This is a genomic window from Citrobacter sp. FDAARGOS_156 (genome assembly GCF_001559235.2).
Taxonomy (GTDB): domain Bacteria; phylum Pseudomonadota; class Gammaproteobacteria; order Enterobacterales; family Enterobacteriaceae; genus Citrobacter; species Citrobacter youngae.
In genome coordinates this window covers 1,553,778-1,577,600 of the sequence record NZ_CP014030.2, presented here as the reverse complement: position 1 = coordinate 1,577,600, position 23,823 = coordinate 1,553,778, and the positions used below count along the sequence as shown (strand labels likewise).

Annotated in this window: 25 protein-coding genes; 15 read left to right on the top strand and 10 right to left on the bottom strand. The window is 54.6% G+C overall.

Annotated elements, in window-relative coordinates:
* Positions 1-237: 237 nt before the first annotated feature.
* The 3 genes from folD to AL515_RS07650 all read left to right on the top strand — a co-directional run bounded on the left by folD (position 238) and on the right by AL515_RS07650 (position 1,967).
* Complete coding sequence (folD, locus tag AL515_RS07660) at positions 238-1,104, top strand: bifunctional methylenetetrahydrofolate dehydrogenase/methenyltetrahydrofolate cyclohydrolase FolD (protein ID WP_005122057.1); 867 nt, start codon at positions 238-240, stop codon at positions 1,102-1,104.
* A gap of 1 nt (position 1,105) precedes the next feature.
* The gene (gene ybcJ, locus AL515_RS07655) at positions 1,106-1,318 is read left to right on the top strand and encodes a ribosome-associated protein YbcJ (RefSeq protein ID WP_048212377.1); all 213 of its coding nucleotides are present in this window, start codon (positions 1,106-1,108) and stop codon (positions 1,316-1,318) included.
* Positions 1,319-1,442: 124 nt separating this feature from the next.
* Positions 1,443-1,967 (top strand): metal-dependent hydrolase, encoded by a 525-nt coding sequence (locus AL515_RS07650; protein ID WP_061067461.1) that lies wholly within the window; start codon positions 1,443-1,445, stop codon positions 1,965-1,967.
* A 91-nt stretch (positions 1,968-2,058) separates the two neighbouring features.
* Here AL515_RS07650 and cysS read toward each other — a convergent pair whose 3' ends face one another.
* Positions 2,059-3,444, bottom strand: coding sequence for a cysteine--tRNA ligase (gene cysS, locus AL515_RS07645; protein ID WP_061067460.1), 1,386 nt, complete (start codon positions 3,442-3,444; stop codon positions 2,059-2,061).
* 173 nt (positions 3,445-3,617) lie between these two features.
* Here cysS and ppiB point away from each other — a divergent pair, with 173 nt between their 5' ends.
* The 5 genes from ppiB to mnmH all read left to right on the top strand — a co-directional run bounded on the left by ppiB (position 3,618) and on the right by mnmH (position 7,711).
* Positions 3,618-4,112: a peptidylprolyl isomerase B gene (gene ppiB / locus AL515_RS07640; RefSeq protein WP_003021875.1), complete on the top strand. Its 495-nt coding sequence runs from the start codon at positions 3,618-3,620 to the stop codon at positions 4,110-4,112.
* 2 nt (positions 4,113-4,114) lie between these two features.
* On the top strand, positions 4,115-4,837 hold the full coding sequence (gene lpxH / locus AL515_RS07635) for a UDP-2,3-diacylglucosamine diphosphatase (protein WP_061067459.1): 723 nt from the start codon (positions 4,115-4,117) through the stop codon (positions 4,835-4,837).
* A gap of 118 nt (positions 4,838-4,955) precedes the next feature.
* Entirely contained in the window at positions 4,956-5,465 is a 510-nt protein-coding gene (gene purE, locus AL515_RS07625) for a 5-(carboxyamino)imidazole ribonucleotide mutase (RefSeq protein ID WP_005125240.1), read from the top strand.
* Positions 5,462-6,529 (top strand): 5-(carboxyamino)imidazole ribonucleotide synthase, encoded by a 1,068-nt coding sequence (purK, locus tag AL515_RS07620; RefSeq protein WP_061067458.1) that lies wholly within the window; start codon positions 5,462-5,464, stop codon positions 6,527-6,529. The genes purE and purK overlap by 4 nt, the downstream gene beginning before the upstream one ends.
* A gap of 96 nt (positions 6,530-6,625) precedes the next feature.
* A complete protein-coding gene (gene mnmH, locus AL515_RS07615) occupies positions 6,626-7,711 on the top strand; it encodes a tRNA 2-selenouridine(34) synthase MnmH (RefSeq protein WP_061067457.1) in 1,086 nt (361 codons plus the stop codon).
* On the opposite strand, the gene AL515_RS07610 is transcribed toward mnmH, so the two are convergent.
* From AL515_RS07610 to ybbA, 6 genes are all read right to left on the bottom strand, one after another.
* Complete coding sequence (locus tag AL515_RS07610) at positions 7,712-8,371, bottom strand: methionine ABC transporter permease (protein ID WP_003021866.1); 660 nt, start codon at positions 8,369-8,371, stop codon at positions 7,712-7,714.
* Positions 8,364-9,380 (bottom strand): virulence-associated ABC transporter ATP-binding protein SfbB, encoded by a 1,017-nt coding sequence (gene sfbB, locus AL515_RS07605; RefSeq protein ID WP_061067456.1) that lies wholly within the window; start codon positions 9,378-9,380, stop codon positions 8,364-8,366. The genes AL515_RS07610 and sfbB overlap by 8 nt, the downstream gene beginning before the upstream one ends.
* A gap of 63 nt (positions 9,381-9,443) precedes the next feature.
* Positions 9,444-10,274, bottom strand: a complete 831-nt coding sequence (locus AL515_RS07600) for a MetQ/NlpA family ABC transporter substrate-binding protein (RefSeq protein ID WP_040232652.1) — start codon at positions 10,272-10,274, stop codon at positions 9,444-9,446.
* A 256-nt stretch (positions 10,275-10,530) separates the two neighbouring features.
* Positions 10,531-11,664 carry a porin gene (locus tag AL515_RS07595; RefSeq protein ID WP_048212385.1) on the bottom strand — a complete coding sequence of 378 codons (1,134 nt, stop codon included), beginning with the start codon at positions 11,662-11,664 and terminating at the stop codon, positions 10,531-10,533.
* A gap of 188 nt (positions 11,665-11,852) precedes the next feature.
* Positions 11,853-14,267: a putative ABC transporter permease subunit YbbP gene (ybbP, locus tag AL515_RS07590; RefSeq protein WP_061067455.1), complete on the bottom strand. Its 2,415-nt coding sequence runs from the start codon at positions 14,265-14,267 to the stop codon at positions 11,853-11,855.
* Complete coding sequence (gene ybbA / locus AL515_RS07585; protein WP_048233212.1) at positions 14,264-14,950, bottom strand: putative ABC transporter ATP-binding protein YbbA; 687 nt, start codon at positions 14,948-14,950, stop codon at positions 14,264-14,266. Before ybbA ends, ybbP begins: the two co-directional genes overlap by 4 nt.
* Between ybbA and tesA the strand changes: the two genes are divergently transcribed.
* Genes tesA through AL515_RS07570 form a run of 3 tightly spaced genes read left to right on the top strand, consistent with a single transcriptional unit; the run spans position 14,918 to position 17,256 of the window.
* Complete coding sequence (tesA, locus tag AL515_RS07580) at positions 14,918-15,544, top strand: multifunctional acyl-CoA thioesterase I/protease I/lysophospholipase L1 (RefSeq protein WP_101741825.1); 627 nt, start codon at positions 14,918-14,920, stop codon at positions 15,542-15,544. The genes ybbA and tesA overlap by 33 nt on opposite strands.
* A gap of 28 nt (positions 15,545-15,572) precedes the next feature.
* Positions 15,573-16,343, top strand: a complete 771-nt coding sequence (locus tag AL515_RS07575; RefSeq protein WP_061067454.1) for an SDR family oxidoreductase — start codon at positions 15,573-15,575, stop codon at positions 16,341-16,343.
* A 58-nt stretch (positions 16,344-16,401) separates the two neighbouring features.
* A complete protein-coding gene (locus AL515_RS07570) occupies positions 16,402-17,256 on the top strand; it encodes a co-chaperone YbbN (RefSeq protein ID WP_048226259.1) in 855 nt (284 codons plus the stop codon).
* A 45-nt stretch (positions 17,257-17,301) separates the two neighbouring features.
* On the opposite strand, the gene fetB is transcribed toward AL515_RS07570, so the two are convergent.
* On the bottom strand, positions 17,302-18,081 hold the full coding sequence (gene fetB, locus AL515_RS07565; protein ID WP_003835795.1) for an iron efflux ABC transporter permease subunit FetB: 780 nt from the start codon (positions 18,079-18,081) through the stop codon (positions 17,302-17,304).
* On the bottom strand, positions 18,068-18,745 hold the full coding sequence (gene fetA / locus AL515_RS07560; RefSeq protein WP_061067453.1) for an iron efflux ABC transporter ATP-binding subunit FetA: 678 nt from the start codon (positions 18,743-18,745) through the stop codon (positions 18,068-18,070). The genes fetB and fetA overlap by 14 nt, the downstream gene beginning before the upstream one ends.
* A gap of 330 nt (positions 18,746-19,075) precedes the next feature.
* Here fetA and AL515_RS07555 point away from each other — a divergent pair, with 330 nt between their 5' ends.
* The 4 genes from AL515_RS07555 to AL515_RS07540 are packed head-to-tail and all read left to right on the top strand — an operon-like array spanning position 19,076 to position 23,298.
* Positions 19,076-19,993 (top strand): SPFH domain-containing protein, encoded by a 918-nt coding sequence (locus tag AL515_RS07555; protein ID WP_003021835.1) that lies wholly within the window; start codon positions 19,076-19,078, stop codon positions 19,991-19,993.
* Entirely contained in the window at positions 19,990-20,448 is a 459-nt protein-coding gene (locus tag AL515_RS07550) for an NfeD family protein (RefSeq protein ID WP_061067452.1), read from the top strand. The genes AL515_RS07555 and AL515_RS07550 overlap by 4 nt, the downstream gene beginning before the upstream one ends.
* A gap of 19 nt (positions 20,449-20,467) precedes the next feature.
* A complete protein-coding gene (locus AL515_RS07545) occupies positions 20,468-22,612 on the top strand; it encodes a hypothetical protein (protein ID WP_061067451.1) in 2,145 nt (714 codons plus the stop codon).
* A complete protein-coding gene (locus AL515_RS07540; protein ID WP_048212391.1) occupies positions 22,582-23,298 on the top strand; it encodes a DUF3142 domain-containing protein in 717 nt (238 codons plus the stop codon). Before AL515_RS07545 ends, AL515_RS07540 begins: the two co-directional genes overlap by 31 nt.
* On the opposite strand, the gene cueR is transcribed toward AL515_RS07540, so the two are convergent.
* On the bottom strand, positions 23,295-23,705 hold the full coding sequence (cueR, locus tag AL515_RS07535) for a Cu(I)-responsive transcriptional regulator (RefSeq protein WP_003021822.1): 411 nt from the start codon (positions 23,703-23,705) through the stop codon (positions 23,295-23,297). The genes AL515_RS07540 and cueR overlap by 4 nt on opposite strands.
* Between the last annotated feature and the right edge of the window lie 118 nt (positions 23,706-23,823).

Below are 23,823 nucleotides of genomic sequence, written 5' to 3'. Positions count from 1 at the left end.
TTTCTGAGATATTACCCATGAAAATAGCAGGGTGATGAGTTGTTTCATTTAGGTTAAGTTTCGTTAGCATGCTTATGAATTACGTACCAACGTCCAACACCTGTTGCCGCGCTCACGGGCTATGCGAAACACTCCACCGCACGTAAAAACGCAAACGAAAACTGACAGCACGCCCCGCTTCTGACAAAATAGTGACATCCCCTTCGACTTAACGTAACAGACGGAATCCTCTCTCTGATGGCAGCAAAGATTATTGACGGTAAAACGATTGCGCAGCAGGTGCGCTCTGAGGTTGCTCAAAAAGTTCAGGCGCGTTTAGCGGCTGGATTACGCGCCCCAGGACTGGCTGTTGTGCTGGTAGGTAGCAACCCGGCTTCGCAGATTTACGTGGCAAGTAAACGCAAAGCTTGTGACGAAGTGGGTTTTGTCTCCCGCTCCTGGGACCTGCCTGAAACCACCAGCGAGGCGGAACTTCTTGAGCTGATCGATACGCTCAATGCAGATGCCACCATCGATGGTATCCTGGTACAACTGCCGTTGCCGGCGGGTATCGACAACGTCAAAGTGCTGGAGCGTATTGCACCGGATAAAGACGTTGACGGTTTCCACCCGTATAACGTCGGTCGCCTGTGCCAACGCGCGCCGCGCCTGCGTCCATGTACCCCACGCGGTATCGTGACCCTGCTTGAACGCTACAACATCGACACGTATGGCCTGAACGCCGTGGTGATTGGCGCCTCCAATATTGTTGGTCGCCCGATGAGCATGGAACTGCTGCTGGCTGGCTGCACCACCACCGTTACCCACCGGTTCACCAAAGATCTGCGTCGCCACGTTGAGCATGCTGACCTGCTGATCGTCGCCGTCGGTAAACCAGGCTTTATTCCCGGTGAGTGGATTAAAGAAGGTGCGATTGTGATTGATGTCGGCATCAACCGTCTGGAGAATGGTAAGGTTGTTGGCGATGTGGTCTTTGAGGATGCTGCCGCACGCGCGTCATATATCACGCCAGTGCCGGGAGGCGTTGGCCCTATGACCGTCGCCACGCTTATCGAAAACACGCTGCAGGCGTGTGTTGAATATCATGATGTAAAGGACGTTTAAGATGGCCACATTTTCACTGGGTAAACACCCACATGTTGAACTCTGCGATCTGCTGAAGCTGGAAGGCTGGAGCGAAAGTGGCGCCCAGGCAAAAATCGCCATTGGCGAAGGGTTGGTGAAGGTCGATGGTGTAGTAGAAACGCGTAAGCGCTGCAAAATCGTTGCCGGACAGACCGTAAGCTTTGAAGGCCAAAGTATTACCGTCGTGGCGTGATCCCCGGTGCCGGATGAGGCTAACCCCCTGTCCGGCCACTTCCTCTCTCATTTTCAGATAATCACTTCATCACCACTTCACAGTGAATTGTTAGCATGTCGTTTTTCCATACGAAGCGATCATCATGCCAACAATTGTTACCCACGCGGCCGTGCCACTCTGCTTAGGGTTAGGTCTCGGGCTTAAAGTCATCCCCCCGCGCTTACTGTTTACTGGCGTCATTCTGGCTATGTTGCCGGATGCCGACGTGTTGTCGTTTAAGCTTGGCATCGCCTACGGCAACGTATTTGGTCACCGTGGTTTTACCCACTCGCTGCTGTTCGCCTTTGTCGTGCCACTACTCTGTGTTTTGATTGGCAGACGATGGTTTAAGGCGGGATTGATTCGCTGCTGGTTATTCCTGACGGTTTCACTGCTGTCGCACAGCCTGCTGGATTCTGTCACTACCGGGGGAAAAGGCGTCGGCTGGCTGTGGCCGTGGTCAGATGAACGCTTCTTCGCACCGTGGCAGGTCATTAAGGTCGCCCCGTTTGCGCTATCACGCTACGCCACGCCGTACGGGCATCAGGTTATTCTTTCGGAGCTAATGTGGGTATGGCTGCCGGGAGCCGTCATGATGGGTGTGTTGTGGTGGTACAGACGTCATTAATAGTGCCTGATGGCGCTACGCTTATCAGGCCTACCGATCATTCCATCGTAGGCCGGATAAGGCACTAGCCGCCATCCGGCAATATAGAGATTTACTTACGACGCCAGGTGGTGCCCTGCGGACCGTCTTCCAGCACGATGCCCATCTCGTTGAGACGATCGCGCGCGGCGTCAGCTGCCGCCCAGTCTTTCGCCTTACGGGCATCCAGACGTTGTTGGATTAACGCTTCAATTTCAGCAACTTCACCATCATCCGCCTGCGCACCGCTTTGCAGGAAGGCTTCTGGCTCCTGTTCCAGCAGGCCCAGCACGCCGGACAGCTTACGCAGATGCGCAGCCATAGCGTTAGCTGCCGCCATATCTTCGCCCTTCAGACGGTTAACCTCACGCGCCATATCAAACAGCACGGAGTAGGCTTCCGGCGTGTTGAAGTCGTCATTCATCGCTTCAATGAAGCGCGCTTCAAAGGCTTCGCCACCGGCTGGAGCAACGGACTTGTCAGTGCCGCGCAGCGCGGTGTACAGACGCTCCAGCGCAGAGCGTGCCTGTTTCAGGTTCTCTTCGCTGTAGTTCAACTGGCTGCGATAATGGCCGGACATCAGGAAGTAGCGAATGGTTTCGGCGTCGTAGTATTTCAGCACGTCGCGCACGGTAAAGAAGTTGCCCAGCGATTTGGACATTTTCTCACGGTCAACCATCACCATCCCGGAGTGCATCCAGTAATTAACGTATTCACCGTCATGCGCACAGGTGGACTGAGCAATTTCGTTTTCATGGTGCGGGAACATCAGGTCGGAGCCGCCGCCGTGAATATCGAAATGATTACCCAGCTGTTTGCAGTTCATCGCAGAACATTCAATGTGCCAGCCAGGACGACCTGCGCCCCATGGAGACGGCCAGCTCGGCTCACCCTCTTTGGACATCTTCCACAGCACAAAGTCCATCGGGTTGCGCTTCACATCAACCACATCAACACGCGCACCCGCCTGCAGCTGATCCAGATCCTGGCGGGACAGTTGACCGTAGTTCGGGTCAGTCGGCACGTCAAACATCACGTCACCGTTATCAGCAACGTAAGCGTGACCTTTGGCAATCAGCTGTTCGGTGATTTCGATAATCTCGGCGATATGGTGCGTCGCGCGCGGTTCAAGATCCGGGCGCAGAATATTCAGCGCATCGAAATCGTTGTGCATTTCCGCAATCATGCGATCAACCAGCGCCACAAAGCTCTCGCCATTTTCATTCGCGCGCTTAATGATTTTGTCGTCGATATCGGTAATGTTGCGCACATACTTCAGCTTGTAGCCGAGGAAACGCAGATAACGGGCAACAACGTCGAAAGAAACAAAGGTACGCCCGTGTCCAATATGACAGAGATCGTAAACGGTGATGCCACACACGTACATGCCGACTTCCCCGGCATGAATGGGTTTGAATTCCTCTTTTTGGCGCGTCAGTGTATTAAAGATTTTTAACATCGAAGATTCCGTGTAGACGTGTGTGGATAACAAAGCCCTATAATACCTATAAATTGGCCCCGAAGCAGCACACTTTGCAAGGTGATCGAACCTTGCGGTTATGCTATAACAAGCCCCTATCATGTGACCCTGACCAGGGTCGAAGCACCACTCTATCGGAACAGGATGCAAAAATGGTTACTTTCCACACTAATCACGGCGATATCGTAATCAAAACGTTTGATGATAAAGCGCCTGAAACAGTTAAAAACTTCCTGGACTACTGCCGCGAAGGTTTTTACAACAACACCATTTTCCACCGTGTTATTAATGGTTTCATGATCCAGGGCGGCGGTTTTGAGCCGGGCATGAAGCAAAAAGCCACGAAAGAGGCTATCAAAAACGAAGCCAACAACGGTCTGAAAAACACCCGTGGAACGCTGGCAATGGCGCGTACTCAGGCTCCGCACTCCGCGACTGCTCAGTTTTTCATCAACGTTGCCGACAACGACTTCCTGAACTTCTCCGGCGAAAGCATGCAGGGCTGGGGTTACTGTGTGTTCGCTGAAGTTGTCGAAGGTATGGATGTCGTTGATAAAATCAAAGGCGTTTCCACCGGTCGCAGCGGTATGCATCAGGACGTACCAAAAGAAGACGTTATCATCGAAAACGTGACCGTCAGCGAGTAATCGTGACAACACTGTTTATTGCAGATCTTCATCTCTGCACGGAAGAACCGGCGATCACCGCCGGTTTTCTGCGTTTTTTAGCCGGCGATGCACGAAAGGCTGATGCGCTGTACATTCTTGGCGATCTGTTTGAGGCCTGGATAGGCGATGACGATCCCAATCCCCTACATCGTGAAATGGCCGCAGCGATAAAAGCGCTGACGGATTCCGGCGTTCCCTGCTTTTTTATTCACGGCAACCGTGATTTTCTGATCGGCAAGCGTTTTGCCCGTGAGAGCGGCATGACCCTGTTACCTCAGGAAAAAGTGCTCAACCTGTATGGTCGCAAGGTACTGATCATGCATGGCGACACCTTGTGCACCGACGACGCTGGCTATCAGGCATTTCGCGCCAAAGTACATCAATCCTGGCTACAGAAGCTGTTTCTCGCCCTGCCCCTGTTTGTTCGCCAGCGCATTGCCGCAAAAATGCGTGCCAACAGTAAAGCCGCCAACAGCAGTAAATCGCTGGAAATCATGGATGTGAATCCGCAGGCCGTGATTAACGAGATGGAAAAACATCAGGTCCAGTGGTTAATTCACGGACATACACACCGTCCTGCTGTCCACGAAGTAACGGCCAATGCGCAACCCGCTTTCCGCGTGGTGTTAGGTGCCTGGCATACCGAAGGCTCAATGGTGAAAGTCACACCTGACGACGTTGAACTGATCGCTTTTCCCTTTTAATTCCTGCTTAAAAACACCTGCCGCAGAATAGACGCAATCGTTTTCCTTGAAGGTTAATTATGCTATTCTCGGTGGCCTCAAAAGTCGAGTGTAGTGCACCACAGGAGTTTTCAGACGCATGTCTTCCCGCAATAATCCGGCGCGTGTCGCCATCGTGATGGGGTCCAAAAGCGACTGGGCTACCATGCAGTTCGCCGCCGAAATCTTCGAAATGCTGGACGTTCCGCATCATGTTGAAGTCGTCTCCGCTCACCGTACCCCTGATAAACTGTTCAGCTTCGCCGAAAGCGCTGAAGAAAACGGTTATCAGGTGATTATTGCCGGTGCTGGCGGCGCAGCGCATTTGCCTGGCATGATTGCGGCGAAAACGCTGGTGCCTGTTTTAGGCGTTCCGGTGCAAAGCGCAGCGTTGAGCGGTGTAGATAGCCTCTACTCCATTGTTCAAATGCCTCGCGGTATTCCCGTTGGAACACTGGCGATCGGCAAAGCGGGTGCGGCCAATGCGGCCCTGCTGGCAGCACAAATTCTGGCAACACACGACAAAGCATTACATCAGCGTCTGAGCGACTGGCGTAAAGCGCAAACCGATGAGGTACTGGAGAACCCGGACCCGCGAGGTGCGGCATGAAGCAGGTCTGCGTACTCGGTAACGGTCAGTTAGGGCGCATGTTGCGTCAGGCCGGCGAGCCGCTGGGCATTGCGGTCTGGCCCGTCGGACTGGATGCAGAGCCCGCCGCCGTCCCCTTTCAGCAAAGCGTCATTACCGCTGAGATCGAGCGCTGGCCGGAAACCGCGTTAACCCGCGAACTGGCGCGCCACCCGGCGTTTGTTAACCGCGACGTTTTCCCGATTATTGCCGACCGTCTCACGCAAAAGCAGCTTTTCGACAAGCTCGGCCTGGCAACTGCGCCGTGGCAACTGTTGGCGGATAAAAGCGAGTGGCCTGCGGTATTCGACAAACTGGGCGCGCTGGCTATCGTCAAGCGTCGCGTCGGCGGCTACGACGGTCGTGGACAGTGGCGTTTACGCGCCAATGAAACCGAACAACTGCCGGATGATTGCTACGGCGAGTGTATTGTCGAGCAGGGAATCAATTTCTCTGGTGAAGTGTCGCTGGTAGGCGCTCGTGCGCACGACGGCAGCACCGTCTTCTATCCGCTGACCCATAACCTGCACCAGGACGGTATTCTGCGCACCAGCGTGGTCTTCCCGCAGGCTAACGCCAGACAGCAAGAACAGGCCGAAGCGATGCTCTCTGCCATCATGCAGGAACTGGGGTATGTCGGCGTGATGGCGATGGAGTGTTTCATCACCCCGGAAGGTCTGTTGATCAACGAACTGGCGCCTCGCGTGCACAACAGCGGGCACTGGACGCAAAACGGCGCCAGCATCAGCCAGTTTGAGCTGCACCTGCGCGCCATTACCAGCCTGCCATTACCGACTCCGGTGGTGAATAATCCTTCGGTGATGGTAAACCTGATTGGTAGCGACCTGAACTACGACTGGCTGAAGCTGCCGCTGGTACACCTGCACTGGTATGACAAAGAAGTGCGTGAAGGTCGTAAGGTGGGTCATCTGAACCTGAGCGACAGCGATACTGCACGTCTTAGCGCGACGCTGGAGGCGCTTATCCCCCTGCTGCCACCGGAATACGCCAGCGGCATTATCTGGGCGCAGTCAAAGCTGAAATAAGCCATTAATGCCGGGTAATGGATTTTATCCTTCCCCGGCCCCTCCCCTGGCGCGTAAAATCCCCTCCATTGCTGTTTTGTATTTTCAGGACTGAACATGAACGATGGAACGGACTATCGCGCGATTCTGCTCGCCGGTACGCCTTTAATCGATGTACGCGCCCCCGTCGAATTTCAGCAGGGCGCAATGCCGGGCGCAATAAACCTTCCCTTAATGAACGATGACGAACGTGCCGCCGTAGGTACCTGTTATAAACGTCAGGGGCCTGAGGCCGCCCTCGCGCTTGGCCATCAACTGGTTTGTGGCGAGACTCGCCAGCAACGCCTGAAGGCATGGCTTAATGCCTGTCGTCAAAATCCTGCGGGCTACTTATGTTGCGCGCGCGGCGGCCAGCGTTCGCACATTGTGCAGCAATGGTTGCACGAGTCCGGTACTGACTACCCGCTAATACAAGGCGGTTATAAAGCATTGCGCCAGGCAGCGATTCAACTGACGGAAGAACTGGTGCAAAAACCGATTGTCTTAATTGGCGGCTGTACCGGGAACGGTAAAACACAGTTGGTGCAACAGCAGCCGAACGGCATTGACCTTGAAGGTCTGGCGCACCATCGCGGTTCCTCGTTTGGTCGCACCGTTGAGCCGCAGCTGAGCCAGGCAAGCTTTGAAAACCTGCTGGCGGTCGAAATGCTGAAAACCGACAGCCGTCAGGATCTGCGTCTGTGGGTACTTGAGGACGAAGGCCGCATGATCGGCGCTAATCATCTGCCCGAATGCCTGCGCGAGCGCATGACCCAGGCATCTATTGCGGTGGTGGACGATCCTTTTGAGCTACGGCTGGAGCGGCTGCGCGAAGAGTATTTTGTACGCATGCACCACGATTTCACTCACGCTTATGGCGAGAGTCAGGGCTGGCAGGAGTACTGTGAATATTTGCATCACGGCCTGTTTGCTATCCGCCGCCGTCTGGGTTTACAGCGTTTTGCCGAGCTGACCACCCTGCTCGACGTGGCTCTGCGCGAACAGCAGGCAACGGGCAGCACCGACGCTCATATGGGCTGGCTGGTGCCGTTGCTCAACGAGTATTACGACCCGATGTATCGCTATCAGCTGGAAAAGAAAGCCGCGAAAATCGTCTTTCGCGGCTCATGGCAGGAGGTGGCTGACTGGCTTAGCGTACAGTAATCAATGTCTGTCGCGCTTGTCTGCGCGTTTCGCCAACCAGTCGCCCAGCACCTGAACGACCTGCACCAGAATAATCAACGCCACCACGGTGACTATCATGACCTGGGTTTCGTAGCGGTAATAACCAAAGCGAATCGCCAGGTCGCCGACTCCACCGCCGCCAACGATCCCGGCCATCGCGGAGTAACCGATCAGACTCACCAGCGTTATCGTCAACCCACGCAGCAGACCCGCGCTCGCCTCCGGTAACAGAACGGTGCAGATGATGCGCATCGGGCTGGCGCCAAAGGCTTCCGCCGCCTCGATAATGCCTTTATCGACTTCACGTAGCGCGCTATCAACCAGACGGGCATAGAAAGCAATTGCTGCTACCGAAAGTGGGACCGACGCCGCGATGGGTCCAATGGTATTGCCGAGCAAAAACTGGGTGAGCGGCAACAACAGAACCAGCAGGATCACAAACGGCACCGAACGGATAATATTCACCAGCACGGAGCTGAGCAGATACACAAAACGGTTTTGCCAGAATAAATGCCGGTCGGTAACGAAAATAAGAAAACCGAGCGGCAGACCGCCAATAATCGCCAACAGCGTAGAGATACTCAGCATCTGGAAGGTTTCATTGAACGCCAGCGTCAAATCCGGCAATAAATCATCCACGAATCACCTCCACCTGTGCAGTACGTTGACGAATATGTTCCACGGCGACATCCACCGCAGAAGGGTTATGCGGCGCGGTGAGTTGCACCACCAGAATCCCCAGCGCACGTTCGCCGATATATTCAATTTTGCCGTGCAGAATGTTCACCGCCACGCCAAATTTAACCGCCACTTCTGACAACACCGGCTGTTCTGCCGAATCACCGATGAACAGAATTTTTAGCAACTGACCGGGCAGATGCTGGCGCAGACGGTCGGGTAGCGTCAGATTGAGAGTATGCGACACCAGTTGCTGAGTGAAAGCGTGCTGCGGGTGAGCAAAAACATCAAACACCTCACCAGACTCCACTACCTTGCCACCGGACATCACCGCCACGCGATCGCAAATGGATTTGATCACGTTCATCTCATGGGTGATCAGCACGATCGTGATCCCCAACTGTTGGTTGATCTGCTTAAGCAACGTCAGAATCGTGGCTGACGTTTCCAGATCCAATGCGGAAGTCGGTTCATCACACAGCAACACATCCGGGTGATTAGCAATCGCACGGGCAATACCCACGCGCTGCTTTTGCCCACCGCTGAGCTGAACCGGAAAGCGGTTCGCCTTGTCTGACAGCCCCACCAGCGACAGGATTTCGCTCACGCGCGGGCCAATTTTACTGCGTTCCCAGCCCGCAGCCTTCAGGCTGAAAGCAACGTTTTGCGCCACAGTGCGGGTATGCATCAGATTAAAATGTTGAAAAATCATCCCTATACGCTGACGGGCTTTACGTAGATGCGCGCCTTCCAGTGCGGAAATTTCTACGCCGTTCACCTTCACGCTTCCCTGGCTCGGTCGCGTTAAGGCGTTCAGGGTGCGCAGCAGCGTACTTTTTCCCGCACCGCTGGTTCCGACAATACCGAATATTTCACCTGCGCCAATGCGCAAGCTGACGTCATCAACCGCCCGGGTTGATGGTCCACGGCCTGCGGCGAAGTCCACGCAAACCTTTTCTATCTCAATCATAGCCACCTCAGAAATGCGAAAAGGGCAGTCGTCGCTGCCCCTGTTAACCCTTGTGCGCAGCGATTATTGGGCTGCCGACATCCATTCCGGTTTCTGGAAGGCGCTGTAGATATTTTTCGGGTCGTCAATCACGGCGCGATATGCCGGAGATTTCACCGCCTCAACAATATCTTTGGCGAACGGTTTATCCGCATCTTCACTACGTACCGCAATGATATTTTTAAGATTTTCATCCAGATGCTCTTGCTTGATGGCGCTGGCAAGATCCAGTTTTGCCGCTACGGCAAAGTTGCCGTTGACCAGCGCGCCGGTCACGCCGTCCAGCGTGCGCGGCAGCTGTGCCGCTTCCAGCGGTTTAAACACCAGCCCTTTCGGGTTGCTGGCGATATCGCGCTCAGAGGCTTTAGTCGGGTCGATGTTATCTTTGATGGTGATAAGGCCAATTGACTGCAGGAAACGCAGACCGCGAGCCAGGTTGGTGGGATCGTTGGAAAGCGTGATCACATCCCCTTTTTTCAACTCATCCAGACTTTTGATTTTATGTGAGTAAAACCCCATCCCGGCCGTTGGAACCACAATCAGCTTGCTCAGCTTCAGGCCTTTATCGGCGGTGAATTTGTCAAAGTAAAGCGAGTGCTGGAACAGGTTGGCATCAATGCTGCCGTTGGAGAGCGCCATGTTAGGCTGCACGTAGTCGCTGAATTCGCGCACCACGACCTTATAGCCTTTCTCTTTCAGCGTAGGGGCAATGGCTTGTTTTACCATATCGCCGTACGGCCCAGGCGCGACGCCAAATACGATGGTGTGCGGATCACTGTTCGCATGAGCAAATTGTAATCCACAGGCCAGTAACAGCGCCCCGGTCGCGACGCGTAAACTCTGACGCAATCCCATAATCTCTCCATTTTAACGTTGTGGTGTCATGTCTCACGCCGTTCTTGCGGCGTTGTTGTTGTTAACCTGTTTAACAGGCTGATTGTTAACATGACACAGATCACAACCTGCTGTCCTTGAAATTAATTCATGATGTTGCAGAATGTGTTTTCAAATGAGAGAAGGCATGAAAAAGCCGGATGTCGGCACAAGTGCCTTATCCGGCCTACAACAGCTTTCTTAGGCCCGATAAGCGCATCGGGCGGCGGGCGTTTGATTAGAAATCGTAACGCAGACGAACCAGGTTCATATCACCCAGATTGTCGGTGCTGGAGGTGAAGACGTGTTCGTAATCCACACGGAAACCGTAATCCAGCTGGAAGCTGATACCCACACCGTTGTCGGTGCGCAGGTAGTTACGACCATTCACGTATTCAATACGATCACCCATAAAGTATGGCTGAACGGATTTCAGCGCATACTGACCAACCGGGAAGGTGTAACCCGCGAAGTATTCCAGACCCCAGGCATCACCGGCAAAGTAGTCGTTAACCGAGACTTTTTTGGTGGTCATGAAGTTCTGATACCAGCCGCCGCCCATTGAGAAGGTCCAGTTGTCCGGTTTCCAGCTCAGCGCGGTACCGACGATGTTTTGATCGTAGGTTTTGCTGGTGTTACCACGCATTTCCGCGCGGGTGTAGTTCCACGCCGTACCCCAGGTCAGGTCATCGGTAATGTGATAATCCACACCCAGCGAGCCGCCGCCTTTACGTTTGTAACGCAGGCCGTTATTCGGGTTGTAGTCATCGCTGAACAGATAAGACGCGTAAAGATCAACATCGCCTACCGTATTTTTATACTTCAGTGACTTACGTGTACGATAGGAACCGTCGTAGTCGCCATTGATACCGTTACCTGGCGCCTGGCCGATCATGTCGTAGTCCCAGATATCCGTTTTCGCACCCACCACATCATAGTAAATGCTGTTCTGTTGACCGAAGGTCAGCGTACCCCAGGTCGCGCTCTTCAGACCGGTGTACAGCATACGACGCGTGGTATCGTTGGCACCGTTAGCATAGTGATTGTCCCAGTTGAACATCGCCGGGAAGTTAACACCCAGCTCGTAGTAGCTCACCCAACTGATGTCATCAAACAGATAGTAGTCAGCGGCGAAGCGGAAACGCGTCCCGCCGTCGAAGCCATTACGTTTGTAGCCATTCTTCCCATCGTCACCAGCCATATTCTGGAACTGCGGACGAATACTCCCGCCGACGGTGAAATTAAGACGGCTCAGCGGATTGCCCGCTTGCGGATCTTGTTTCAGGACCGTGATTTCCGCCTGGGAGGCGAAAGTCGTTAATGCCACTGCTGCGCCGATCGATACTGCCAGCGCCGTTTTTTTTATAGTCATTATTTGTACCTTGATAGATAGCCTGCCAATTATTCAGCATACAAATATTAACGTTTATTAATACACTCGTGTTGTCGGGTTTTTATTGATTTGTGCTGTTAAATATCAAGTAGTTATCAATTTGTGCTACATAGATAAAAAAACGCACCGATTTAAAAAAACCGGTGCGTAATCATCACGAATATGAATTAACTGCTGAACTGACGGAACAACGCTTTGCCTTTAAGAAGACGTGAACCGAGCCATCCGCCGCAGAGAGAGAGCAGCAATGCCCCACAAAGCGGCAACACAACCCACAGCCGCCAGTCTGGTTCCCACGGGAAATCAAACACGTGGGTTTGCAGCACCGCCAGCGCCGTTTCCGCCCCGATGGCCGCCACCAGGCCGGCGACCATCCCGAGCATCGCGAACTCGCACCACAGCGTGGTACGCAGCAGCTTCTTGCCCGCGCCCAGCGTACGCCAGACCACCAGTTCCTGATGACGCTGACGCATCCCCACCTGCACCTGCGCCAATAGCAGCAACATACCGCAGGCGGTAACCAGCACCACCATCACCTCCAGCGCGCGGCTCACCTGCTCCAGCACCTGACTCACCTGTTTGAGAATAGCGCCAATATCCAGCAGGCTGATAGTCGGGAATTCGCGGTTAAGCTGCGTCAGCATGCCGTTGCCGTTCTCCCAACGAAAGCTGGTTAACCAACTTTGCGGCTGCCCGTCCAGCGCACCGGAGGGGAAAATGAAGAAGAAATTCGGTCGCAGGCTTTCCCAGTCCACTTTGCGCAGACTGCTGACCGTGGCGCTGAAATCCTGGGTATCGCCCATAAAGGTCACACGATCGCCAGGCTTTACGTTTAACCGCTTCGCCAGCCCCTCTTCCATCGACACTTCACCCGCTTTTGGCGGCCAGCTTCCGGCGGTAATCGGGTTATGATCCGGCCGGGTATCCTGCCAGGTCAGATTCAATTCACGATTAAGCGCCTCGTCCTGATTACCTTCGGTCGCTTTGTCATTGATTGCCGTCAGACGCGCCCGCACGATGGGATAGAACGACTCAGGGATCACCTGATGCTCAGCAAGGAAAGCCTTCAGCGGAGCCACTTGCTCAGTGGCAATGTTGATCAGAAAATAGTTTGGACTTTCCGGCGGCATTTGCTGCTGCCAGCGGTCGAGGAGATCGCCGCGCAGCACCAGCAACAGCGCCAGCAGCATAAAGGACAGCGAAAATGCCGACAGTTGGCTCAGCGTTGACCACGGCTGGCGCAACAGCCGGCTGACCGCCAAACGCAGCGGCAGCGACGTTAACGTCAGGCCACGCAGTACGTTGAGCAGCATCCAGCCCAGCACGCCGCACAGCAGCGCCAGCACCACAGCCCCGGCCAGTACCGCCCACAGCAGCATACTTCCGCCCATCAATCCGGCCAGCAGCGCAACCACAACTATCGTTGCTACGGGCAGATAGACCTTAAGCGGCCAGACGTTTGCCACCACGTCGCGACGCAGTACCCGCAATGGTTGTGTCGCCAGCAGCAGGCGATAAGGGCGTAGCCCCACCAGCAGAGAAATGACGGTCATCGTACCGAGTGCCCACAGCCACGGCCACAGGCTGGCGGGCGGCAGCTCACCGGGCAGAACTGGCTTCAGTAATACCACCAGCACCCGCTCAAATAACAGCCCGAACAGGCCGCCGGTCACGCCAGACAGCGCCAGCACCATCAGCCACTGGCCGATAATCAGCTTGCGCAGCTGCGCCCTGCCCGCGCCGAGCGTTTTTAATATCGCCACCAAATCGTAACGGCTACGGCAGTAATGATTCATCGCCACGGCAACGGCAGCAACCGCCAGCAGTAGCGTTAACAATGCCGACAGCAGCAGGAACTGTTGCGAACGCTGCAGAGATTTCCCCAACGCCCCTTCATCCTGCTCCAGCCCATACCAGCGCTGTTCCGGCTTTAACTGCGGCAGCAGCCATTTTTCATAGGCTTCCAGTTGCTGTGGCGTACCACCAAATTTATAGCGCCAGGTCACCCGGCTTCCCGGCTGGACCGCCGCCGTTTTTTCGACATCCGCCATGTTCATCATCAGGCGCGGCGCTATCTGGAAAGGATTAAAACCGGAATCCGGTTCCTGCACCACTTCCCCGGCGATGCGCAGGGTGGCATCGCCAACGTCGATGGAATCACCGATTTTTACGTTGAGCAGCGCCATCAGACGCGAGGCCAGCAGCACTGAGCCCGGCTGCGGTTTCAGCCCCGGCGGATTGGTTTGCAGCGTGCCGTACATCGGATACACATCATCCACCGCTTTGACGTTCGCCAGCTGCGGCGTATCCCGGGCAAAGGTCATGGTGGCAAAGGTGAGCTGTTCACCCACCTTCAGACCACGCTGTCGCGCCTCGTCAATCCACGCTTTCGGTACGGCGCGCGAACTTTGCAGCGACCGATCGCCCGCCATAAACTCACGACTTTGCTGGCTCAACCCTTTTTCCATGCGATCGCTGATATTGCCCAGCGCCAGTACGCAGGCCACCGCCAGGCTTAACGCCAGCCAGACAATCAGTAATGAAGGCGAGCGCCATTCGCGCCAGAACCAGCGTGCAATCATGCCTCCTCCTGCAACTGTCCGTTCACCAGGCGTAAACGCCTATCGCAACGCGCCGCCAGCTGCGGGTCATGAGTCACCAGAATCAGGGTGGTGCCATGTTCCCGGTTCAGAGAAAACAGCAGGTCGGCGATTTTGTCTCCGGTCTGCCTGTCCAGATTGCCCGTTGGTTCATCGGCAAACAGCACATCAGGGCGTCCGTTAAACGCCCGCGCCAGCGCTACGCGCTGCTGCTCCCCGCCGGAAAGCTGGGCCGGAAGATGATCAAGGCGTTTTCCCAACCCCAGTTGCTCCAGCAGCGTTTTTGCCCCGTCACGGCTTTTTCCGCTATTTTCGCCGCGTAGCAGCGCGGGCAGTTCGACGTTTTCCAGCGCGTTGAGGGTTGGAATTAACATGAATGACTGGAAGACAAAACCCACGTGTCGCGCCCGCAGCTGCGCCCGGGCTTCTTCATCCATAGTGTGCAGCGCCTGCCCCACCAGGCTGACTTCACCGCTGGTGCCATCGTCCAGCCCGGCGAGGATCGCCAGCAGCGTGGATTTCCCCGATCCCGACTCGCCTATCAGCGCAATGGTCTCGGCGCGTTTGACAACCAGTTCAACTCCGGTAAGGATGGATAGCTCTTGATCACCCTGACCGACGGATTTCTTAAGATGATGAACTTCAACAATGTTTTCCGCTGGCATTGGCCTTTCCTGTTCCTGGTTCTGTTAACTTTCCGCGCCGCCGCAGCGGACACGTTATTAATTCTGGGTGACAGCCTGAGCGCCGGATACCGTATGTCCGCCAGCGCCGCGTGGCCTGCACTGCTTAATGATAAATGGCACAGCAAAACACCGGTGGTAAATGCCAGTATTAGCGGTGATACCTCTCAGCAGGGTCTGGCCCGCCTACCCGCATTACTCAAGCAGCACCAGCCGCGCTGGGTGCTGGTCGAACTTGGCGGCAACGATGGCCTGCGCGGGTTTGCACCAGCCCAAACTGAACAAACCCTGCGTACCATTTTGCAAGACGTGAAAGCGGCAAATGCCGAACCGCTACTGATGCAAATTCATCTGCCAGCTAACTACGGTCGCCGTTATAATGAAACCTTTAGCGCGATTTATCCCAAGCTTGCCAAAGAGTTTGATATTCCTCTGCTGCCCTTTTTTATGGAAGAGGTCTATCTGAAACCCCAATGGATGCAGGATGATGGTATCCATCCTAATCGTGACGCCCAGCCGTTTATTGCCGACTGGATGGCGAAACAATTGACCCCTTTAGTAAATCACGACTCGTAATTCAACGGAGATCCTGACAGGTAAAGTTATGCAAAAATCGGTCTTAATAACAGGATGTTCCAGCGGAATCGGTCTGGAAAGTGCGCTTGAGCTTAAACGCCAGGGTTTTCAAATTCTGGCAGGCTGTCGCAAACCTGACGATGTCGCGCGTATGAACAGTATGGGATTCACTGGCGTATTGCTGGATCTGGATTCACCCGAAAGCGTGGATCGCGCCGCCAACGAGGTGATCGCCCTGACCGATAATCGTTTGTATGGGATCTTTAACAACGCCGGATACGGCGTCTATGGCCCGCTGTCCACCATTAGCCGCGAGCAAATGGAGCAGCAATTTTCCGCCAACTTCTTTGGCGCACATCAGCTTACCATGCGCCTGTTGCCTGCCATGCTCCCTCACGGCGAAGGACGTATCGTGATGACTTCATCGGTGATGGGATTGATCTCAACGCCGGGACGCGGCGCCTATGCCGCCAGCAAATATGCGCTGGAAGCCTGGTCCGACGCGCTGCGTATGGAGCTGCGCCACAGCGGCATTAAGGTCAGCCTGATTGAACCCGGCCCTATTCGCACCCGTTTTACCGAAAACGTCAACCAGACCCAGAGCGATGCTCCCGTGGAAAACCCCGGCATTGCCGCGCGTTTTACGCTGGGACCAGAAGCGGTCGTCGCTAAAGTGCGTCATGCGTTTGAGAGCGACAAACCGAAGCTCCGTTATCCGGTTACACTGGTGACCTGGGCAGTGATGCTACTTAAACGCCTGTTGCCAGGCCGCATAATGGACAAAATTTTACAGGGTTGAGTTGAAGCGCGCGCGTCAGCCCCCATGTAACAAGAAATCGACAAAAGAGAGTAACTCCATGTCCACACAGAATATTGTTAACATTAACGAATCTAACCTGCAGCAGACCCTTGAACAGTCGATGACCACGCCGGTCCTGTTCTATTTCTGGTCTGAGCGCAGCCAGCACTGCCTGCAATTGACGCCGGTACTGGAGAGCCTTGCCGCCCAGTACAACGGCCAGTTTATTCTCGCCAAGCTCGACTGCGACGCCGAGCAGATGATCGCTTCTCAGTTTGGCCTACGCGCCATCCCTACGGTTTATCTGTTCCAGAACGGTCAGCCAGTAGACGGATTCCAGGGCCCGCAGCCGGAAGAGGTTATCCGCGCGCTGCTGGAAAAAGTGTTGCCGAGCGAAGAAGAGCTGAAAGCGCGTCAGGCAATCGAGTTCATCGAAGCCGGTAATCACGCCGACGCGCTGCCGCTGCTGAAAGAAGCCTGGCAGATCTCCAACCAGAGCAGCGAAATTGGCCTGCTGCTGGCGGAAACGCAAATCGCCCTGAACCGCTCTGACGAAGCCGAAGCGGTGCTGAAAACCATTCCGTTGCAGGATCAGGACACCCGTTATCAGGGGCTGATCGCACAGATCGAACTGCTGAAGCAGGCGGCGGATACACCGGAAATCCAGCAACTGCAGCAGCAGGTCGCCAGCAATCCGCAGGATGCGGCGCTGGCAACTCAACTGGCCATCCAGTTACATCAGGTCGGACGTAACGAGGAATCACTGGAACTGCTGTTCAGCCACCTGAAGAAAGATCTCACTGCTGCCGACGGTCAGGCACGTAAGACCTTCCAGGAGATCCTTGCCGCACTCGGAACCGGCGATGCGCTGGCCTCAAAATACCGCCGCCAGCTGTACGCGCTGTTGTACTAATCTGCCGCATTTGCCGGATAGCGCTAGCCGCCATCCGGCATCACATCACGTCTTCTTCAAATGCGTTACGACTAATTGGTGGCGCGAATTATAGAATTTCCGATAGGTCAGGTAGCAGGCAATAATGGTCGACAGGCTGGCGGTAGAAAGCAGCATAAACGTCACCATAATCTGATACTTAATTGCTTTTACTGGATCAATACCGGCGAAGATCAACCCGGACATCATCCCCGGTAAACTCACCAGCCCTACCGTTTTAGCAGAGTCGATCGTTGGGATCAGCGAGGCGCGAATGCTGTCGCGAATCAGCGGCGCGGAGGCCACTTTCGGCGTCGCGCCGAGGCTGAGTTTTTCCTGAATTTGCTGCTGTTCGCTGTTAAACCGCTGCCCCAGATTGTTGTAACACAGCCCCACCGCCACCATCGCATTGCCTGCAATCATGCCGGAGATCGGGATGACCTGCATCGGCGTGAACTCGATAGAGCCAGACAAAACCAGCACCGCCAGCGTTAATCCCGCCCCCACCGTGATAGCGATAAACGACGAGAGGAAAGCTTTATCAATATATTTACTGCGTTTTTGTGCGTTATAAGCCGCGTTAAAGCAGATAAACAGCACCATCAGTAAGGTCAGAATACTGTGGTTAACGCCAAAAATATATTTCAGCACATAGCCGACGATAATAAGCTGAACCACTGCCCGGCAAACGCTCCAGAGAATATCTTTCTCCAGCGCCAGTTTTTCTTTGTGACTAATCAGGATCGCCACCACCACCAGCATCATCGCTAATGCCAGGGACTCATTGGTAATATTATGCTCGTTCATTGCGTGCTTCCTGCATTTCTCCGGCGTGCGGTTGAAGGGTTATGACATTATCCGCATGCGTAATTTCATCTTTGTCGTGCGTCACCCACAGCACCGCAATATTCTTATCGCGAACATAGTGGTGAATTAATTCGTTCACATTACGTTTATTAGCCTCATCCAGCGCGCTGGTGATTTCATCAAGCAGCAGGATTTTGGGCAGAAACTGCAAATTACGAATTAACGAGATGCGCTGCTTTTCGCCACCGGACAGCTCATTTATGCTTTTTCTGAGGATCGTCTCGGGGAGTTCAAAACGGGCCAGATCGCTCAGAAACGCATCCGGCTCCGGACGTTTATTACGGATTTGCCAGGGGAAAATGAGGTTGTCGTAAACGGTGTCACCAAACAAAGCGGGCGTTTGCGCGCAATAAGAGACCTGCTGGCGATACACTTCGGGTTTGAGGGTGGTTATATCCTTGCCCTCAAACAGAATCTCACCGGCAGTCGGACTCATTAATGACGCCACAATCTTGAGTAACGTACTTTTCCCGCAGCCAGACTGGCCGGTAATCAGCTTAAATTCTCCGGCGCGGAGATCAAAACAGACGTTATTGAGAACCTGCGTCTCCCCTGCCTGCCATGCGACATTTTTTAACTGAAGCAGAATGCTGCTTTCTTCCATTACATATCCCTTTTTTACCTCTTTCATGCAGACAGTCTATACCCAAAATAATTCGAGTTGCATGAAGGCGGCAAGTGAGCGACAAATTCGTCAGGAACGAATTTGACCAGCTTAAGGCTGGCCTCCGGTGAGGGACATGGATGTCCCTCATTAATCTCCAGGAGCATAGCTAACTATGTGACTGGGGTGAGCTAACGTAGCTAACACACATGCAACTTGAAGTATGAAGGGTATATGCCTGTAATTTATTATAAGGGAACCCCCCTTGATTAATCGGGTATAATTTGATTAATGAGGCAGTAAAGGACAGCACAACAGGAGGTTTCATCAATGCTCATTTTTATTCCTATTCTTATTTTTGTCGCGCTGGTCATCGTCGGCGCTGGCGTCAAAATCGTCCCGCAGGGATATCAGTGGACGGTAGAGCGTTTTGGCCGTTACACCAAAACCCTGCAACCGGGTTTAAGCCTTGTTGTGCCGTTCATGGACCGCATTGGTCGTAAGATCAACATGATGGAACAGGTGCTTGATATCCCTTCTCAGGAAGTCATCTCCAAAGATAACGCCAACGTCGCCATTGATGCCGTGTGCTTTATTCAGGTGATCGACGCGCCGAAAGCGGCCTATGAAGTTAGCAACCTGGAACTGGCGATTATCAACCTGACCATGACCAACATTCGTACCGTTCTCGGTTCGATGGAACTCGATGAAATGCTCTCCCAGCGCGACAACATCAACACGCGCCTGCTGCATATTGTTGATGAAGCCACGAATCCCTGGGGCATCAAAATCACCCGTATCGAGATCCGCGACGTGCGTCCTCCGGCAGAACTTATCGACGCGATGAACGCGCAGATGAAAGCCGAACGTACCAAGCGCGCCTACATTCTTGAGGCCGAAGGGATCCGTCAGGCAGAAATCGTCAAGGCCGAAGGTGAGAAGCAGTCGAAGATCCTTAAAGCGGAAGGTGAACGCCAGTCCGCGTTTTTACAGGCTGAAGCGCGTGAACGTTCCGCAGAAGCCGAAGCTCGCGCAACGCAGATGGTTTCTGAGGCTATTGCCGCCGGGGATATTCAGGCCGTGAACTACTTCGTGGCCCAGAAATACACCGAAGCGCTGCAACACATCGGTTCGTCAAATAACAGCAAAGTGGTGATGATGCCGCTGGATGCCAGCAGCCTGATGGGCTCCATTGCCGGGATTGCCGAACTGGTTAAGGACAGCGCCAGCGAGCGGAAAAAATCATGATAGCGATGATTCTGGTGCACCCCCACATCTTCTGGCTCAGCCTCGGCGGTTTGCTACTCGCCGCCGAGATGCTGGGCGGTAACGGCTATCTGCTGTGGAGCGGCGTAGCGGCGGTAATTACCGGCCTGGTGGTGTGGCTGGTCCCGCTTGACTGGGCGTGGCAGGGGGCGATGTTCGCCGCCCTCACCCTGCTGGCGGCGTGGCTGTGGTGGAAATGGCTGGCAAGGCGCGTTCAGGAGCAGAAACCCGCCGACAGCCATCTTAACCAACGCGGGCAGCAGCTGGTTGGCCGTCGATTTATTCTGGACACTGGCCTGGTCAATGGCCGTGGACATATGCGCGTCGGCGATAGCTCATGGCCCGTCAGCGCCCGCGACGATTTGAGCGCCGGAACGCAGGTTGAAGTCATAGCCGTTGAAGGGATAACCCTGATTATTAAAGCGGTATCACACTAAAAAGACAGGAAATAAGACTATGGTCAGGAAGACACCCCTTGCCTTTGCCCTTTGCACATTACTGACCGCCGCCCCGCAGGCATTCGCCTCTTTCGATATGGAAGACTGCAAATGGAGCGACGACAGCTGCCTGCTGAAAGGCACGCCGACCTTTAATCCGGAAAACGACAGCCGCGATAACCTGCTGCGGCTGCTGAGCCAGGAAAAATCATTTGCTCTGCCGGTGCAATCAATGCCAGCGGATATCACCCGCTCCCGGGATTTCTATTTTGCCTATCATCCGCAGTGGGATGACGTTGCCCCGCCGCCAGCCGCTACTCCAGTATCCGGCGAAAACAGCCCACTCTCCCGACAGATGGCCGAACTGAACATTAGCGCAGACGAAATAAACGTCAACGACGCTGAGCTTGAGAACCGTCATGTTTCGAATAACACCGGGAGCGTCAGCGCGTTTTTTGCCGCACTGCTGGCCGACTCGACGTTAACGACGGAACAGCGCCAGGCCTTAGCCCAGGCACGTACGGGGCTGCTATCCGGGGCAACCCGCGAGCAAATTGAGTCTTCGCTTGCCCCCCTCCCGGCGGATTCACCCGCTCAGGCCTATAAAAATTATCTGGCCGCAGCCGCCAGTTTCTATGCCGGTGATTATGCCAGCGCCGAACGGGATTTCACTCAGCTTGCCAAAAGTGAGCGTCCGTGGCTGGCAGAGACCGCGCAATACATGCTGATGCGTGCGGCCCTGAACAAGAGCAGCCAGAACAGCGTGGGCGAGTACGGCGATTTTGATATTGCAAAAATTAACCGCGAGGACGCGACTCAGGCTCAGATGCAGGCGCAAGCCTATCTGCAACGTTACCCGCAAGGCCTGTATGCCGACTCCGCGCGCGGTATGCTGCGTCGCATCAACTGGTATTTACAGGCGTGGCCGCAGCTGGCCGGGTTGTATGAGCAGACGCTCCAGCAGTCGGCTGACGCTCGGCAACTGCGTGAAATTGTCATCGAATACGATAATGTCTACGGTATGGCGTTCTACGAACAGTCCGTGGTAGAAGCATTCCCCGATGCACCGCATGTCAGCTATATCGAACTGCTGCGCGCGCTGCGTCTGGATAACAACAGTAAACCCACGCTGACCCAGGCGCAGCTCGATGCCAGCAAACCGGTGTTTGAGCAGAGCCAAAAATTGCCGCTATGGCGCGATCTGCAACTGAATCTGTGGCTGGCGACGGAGAACTACGCGGCGATTATTCAGGCCGTTACGCCAGCGCAGAAACTTGCCGCTCACGATACGCTCGCCTTCAGTGAACAGGTACTGTACGGCGAAGCGCTGATGGGCCAGAAGAACTGGCGCGCGGCGCGTGATTTCTGGCAGCAGTTGCTAAAACTCAGCCAGGACAACGAACAGCAGCAGTATGTACAGGCTAAGCTCGCCGCAACGCTGGTTTATAGCGGCGACGTGGCGGCGGTTTTTGCCCCAGAAAGCGCAGTAACCAACCTGCGTTTTCGCTCGCAGATACTGAAAACACAGGCCTCGCCTGAACTTTTGCGCCAGCAGGCCGTCCATGGACCTAACAATGAAGAGCGTACCATCGCCCTGCATACGCTGCTGGTACGCGATCTTACCGAAAACCGCTTTGGCGACTGGTTGAATGACAGAAAGCTGGCCAGCGCCATTACCCCACCGGTTATTGGCGACGCGTTTGCTGACGTTAATCTGAGTATTTTCGACTGGAATGGCGATGCCGCTCAAGCCGGTTACACCTGTCGCAGCCTCAATGAAACGGTAACGGTATTGAGCAAAAAAGCGGATGATGCCCACGCGCTGAACTGCTTAGGCGAATTCTTCCGCACCACGCAAACCCACGTCGATTTGTGGAAAAACAGTGCTGGCAACGACGTACTTGAATCAGCAATATCGCGCAAGGAGCCGTTCGGCCAGTTCGACAGGCAAAGCTACTATCAGCAGGTAATCACTTCGCCAAAAGCAGAGGTTGAAGACAAGAGCTTCGCGCTGTATCGCGCCATCATGTGCTATGCGCCGTCAGGTTCTAACGAGTGCGGCGGTGAGGAAGTGGATAAACTGCAGCGTAAAGGCTGGTTCACCCAACTGAAAACGCAGTATCCGGGAAGTCCGTGGGCGCAAAAACTCAAATACTACTGGTAACCGCGCTGCTGGTCGGACAGGCACAGGCGGCGGATATCGTCGCCGCCCGTGAGCATCCGGCCTTCTGGCTGTGGTCCGGCGTGAAGGCCAGTGACGAGCTGAAAGACGCACAAACGGTCTATCTGCATCAGGGTGAGGTGCTGATTCGTTCGGGTAACGTGGTTTTCCAGCGTCTCGGGCTGCCGGTCAGCCGCCTGTCTTTTCCCTCAATCTGGCTGACCGTGCGCTTTACCACGCTCGACGTACCGGAGGCGATCCCGGCTCGCATCATAAGATTGATGCAACGCTGGCAGACCGCCGGGAATCACGTGGTCGGCCTGCAGGTTGATTTTGACGCGGCGACCCATCAGCTTGCCGATTACGCCCGCTTTCTGCAGCAATTACGCCAACAGCTACCGGCCGAGTTTGCACTTGGCGTGACTGGACTTCTGGATTGGGCAAAAACGGGCGACGTCGCCACGCTGAATGCGCTGGCGGTCGATGAACTGGTGGTCCAGAGCTATCAGGGCCGTCATACGGTAACGAATTATCAGGCGTATCTGCCTGCACTCAGTCGTCTGCGCATTCCGTTTAAGCTGGGGCTGGTGCAAAACGGTAGCCGGGACCCGCAGGCGGAAGCGCAGCTTGAGAAATCCCCGTGGTACCGCGGCACGGTGGTATTTATGCTTAATCCCCCTCGCCGTTAAGCCTTTGCTTTATGGTGGCAGCAGCCGGAGAGGTTATCGATTATCGGGCATTCGGCGCTGTCATCGCCAGGGCAACTCTCCGCCAGTGCCAGCAAATGCAAGCGCATGGCCTGCAGCTCGCTGATATGCCGCTCAATATCCGCGACCTTTTCTAAGGTACGCTTTTTCACATCTGCGCTATGGCGCGCCGGATCGTTAAACAGATTCACCAGTTCGCCGCACTCTTCGAGATTAAAACCCACCTGGCGTGCCTGGCGCAGCAGCGTCAGTTCATTCAGATGCTGTTGGTTGTATGTGCGATAACCATTTTCGCTACGCAGCGGCGGCGTCACTAAGCCTTTTTCTTCATAAAAGCGTATCGCTTTGCTGGTCAAACCGGTTCTTTTCGCAACATCGCTAATATTCACATTTCCCCCGCGGATCTTGTTGGTACTGAGCCCCATTATAGCCCAGATTGTCGTAATGATTTACCCGAGAACTCTGCACATTTTCCACCATCACCGCGATGCACAAATCCTTTTAATT

Coding starts and splice junctions, on each gene's coding strand:
- folD (WP_005122057.1), top strand. CDS start 238: ATGGCAGCAAAGATTATTGACGGTAAAACGATTGCGCAGCAGGTGCGC.
- ybcJ (WP_048212377.1), top strand. CDS start 1,106: ATGGCCACATTTTCACTGGGTAAACACCCACATGTTGAACTCTGCGAT.
- AL515_RS07650 (WP_061067461.1), top strand. CDS start 1,443: ATGCCAACAATTGTTACCCACGCGGCCGTGCCACTCTGCTTAGGGTTA.
- cysS (WP_061067460.1), bottom strand. CDS start 3,444: ATGTTAAAAATCTTTAATACACTGACGCGCCAAAAAGAGGAATTCAAA.
- ppiB (WP_003021875.1), top strand. CDS start 3,618: ATGGTTACTTTCCACACTAATCACGGCGATATCGTAATCAAAACGTTT.
- purE (WP_005125240.1), top strand. CDS start 4,956: ATGTCTTCCCGCAATAATCCGGCGCGTGTCGCCATCGTGATGGGGTCC.
- purK (WP_061067458.1), top strand. CDS start 5,462: ATGAAGCAGGTCTGCGTACTCGGTAACGGTCAGTTAGGGCGCATGTTG.
- mnmH (WP_061067457.1), top strand. CDS start 6,626: ATGAACGATGGAACGGACTATCGCGCGATTCTGCTCGCCGGTACGCCT.
- sfbB (WP_061067456.1), bottom strand. CDS start 9,380: ATGATTGAGATAGAAAAGGTTTGCGTGGACTTCGCCGCAGGCCGTGGA.
- AL515_RS07600 (WP_040232652.1), bottom strand. CDS start 10,274: ATGGGATTGCGTCAGAGTTTACGCGTCGCGACCGGGGCGCTGTTACTG.
- AL515_RS07595 (WP_048212385.1), bottom strand. CDS start 11,664: ATGACTATAAAAAAAACGGCGCTGGCAGTATCGATCGGCGCAGCAGTG.
- ybbP (WP_061067455.1), bottom strand. CDS start 14,267: ATGATTGCACGCTGGTTCTGGCGCGAATGGCGCTCGCCTTCATTACTG.
- tesA (WP_101741825.1), top strand. CDS start 14,918: ATGATGAACTTCAACAATGTTTTCCGCTGGCATTGGCCTTTCCTGTTC.
- ybbA (WP_048233212.1), bottom strand. CDS start 14,950: ATGCCAGCGGAAAACATTGTTGAAGTTCATCATCTTAAGAAATCCGTC.
- AL515_RS07575 (WP_061067454.1), top strand. CDS start 15,573: ATGCAAAAATCGGTCTTAATAACAGGATGTTCCAGCGGAATCGGTCTG.
- AL515_RS07570 (WP_048226259.1), top strand. CDS start 16,402: ATGTCCACACAGAATATTGTTAACATTAACGAATCTAACCTGCAGCAG.
- fetB (WP_003835795.1), bottom strand. CDS start 18,081: ATGAACGAGCATAATATTACCAATGAGTCCCTGGCATTAGCGATGATG.
- fetA (WP_061067453.1), bottom strand. CDS start 18,745: ATGGAAGAAAGCAGCATTCTGCTTCAGTTAAAAAATGTCGCATGGCAG.
- AL515_RS07555 (WP_003021835.1), top strand. CDS start 19,076: ATGCTCATTTTTATTCCTATTCTTATTTTTGTCGCGCTGGTCATCGTC.
- AL515_RS07550 (WP_061067452.1), top strand. CDS start 19,990: ATGATAGCGATGATTCTGGTGCACCCCCACATCTTCTGGCTCAGCCTC.
- AL515_RS07545 (WP_061067451.1), top strand. CDS start 20,468: ATGGTCAGGAAGACACCCCTTGCCTTTGCCCTTTGCACATTACTGACC.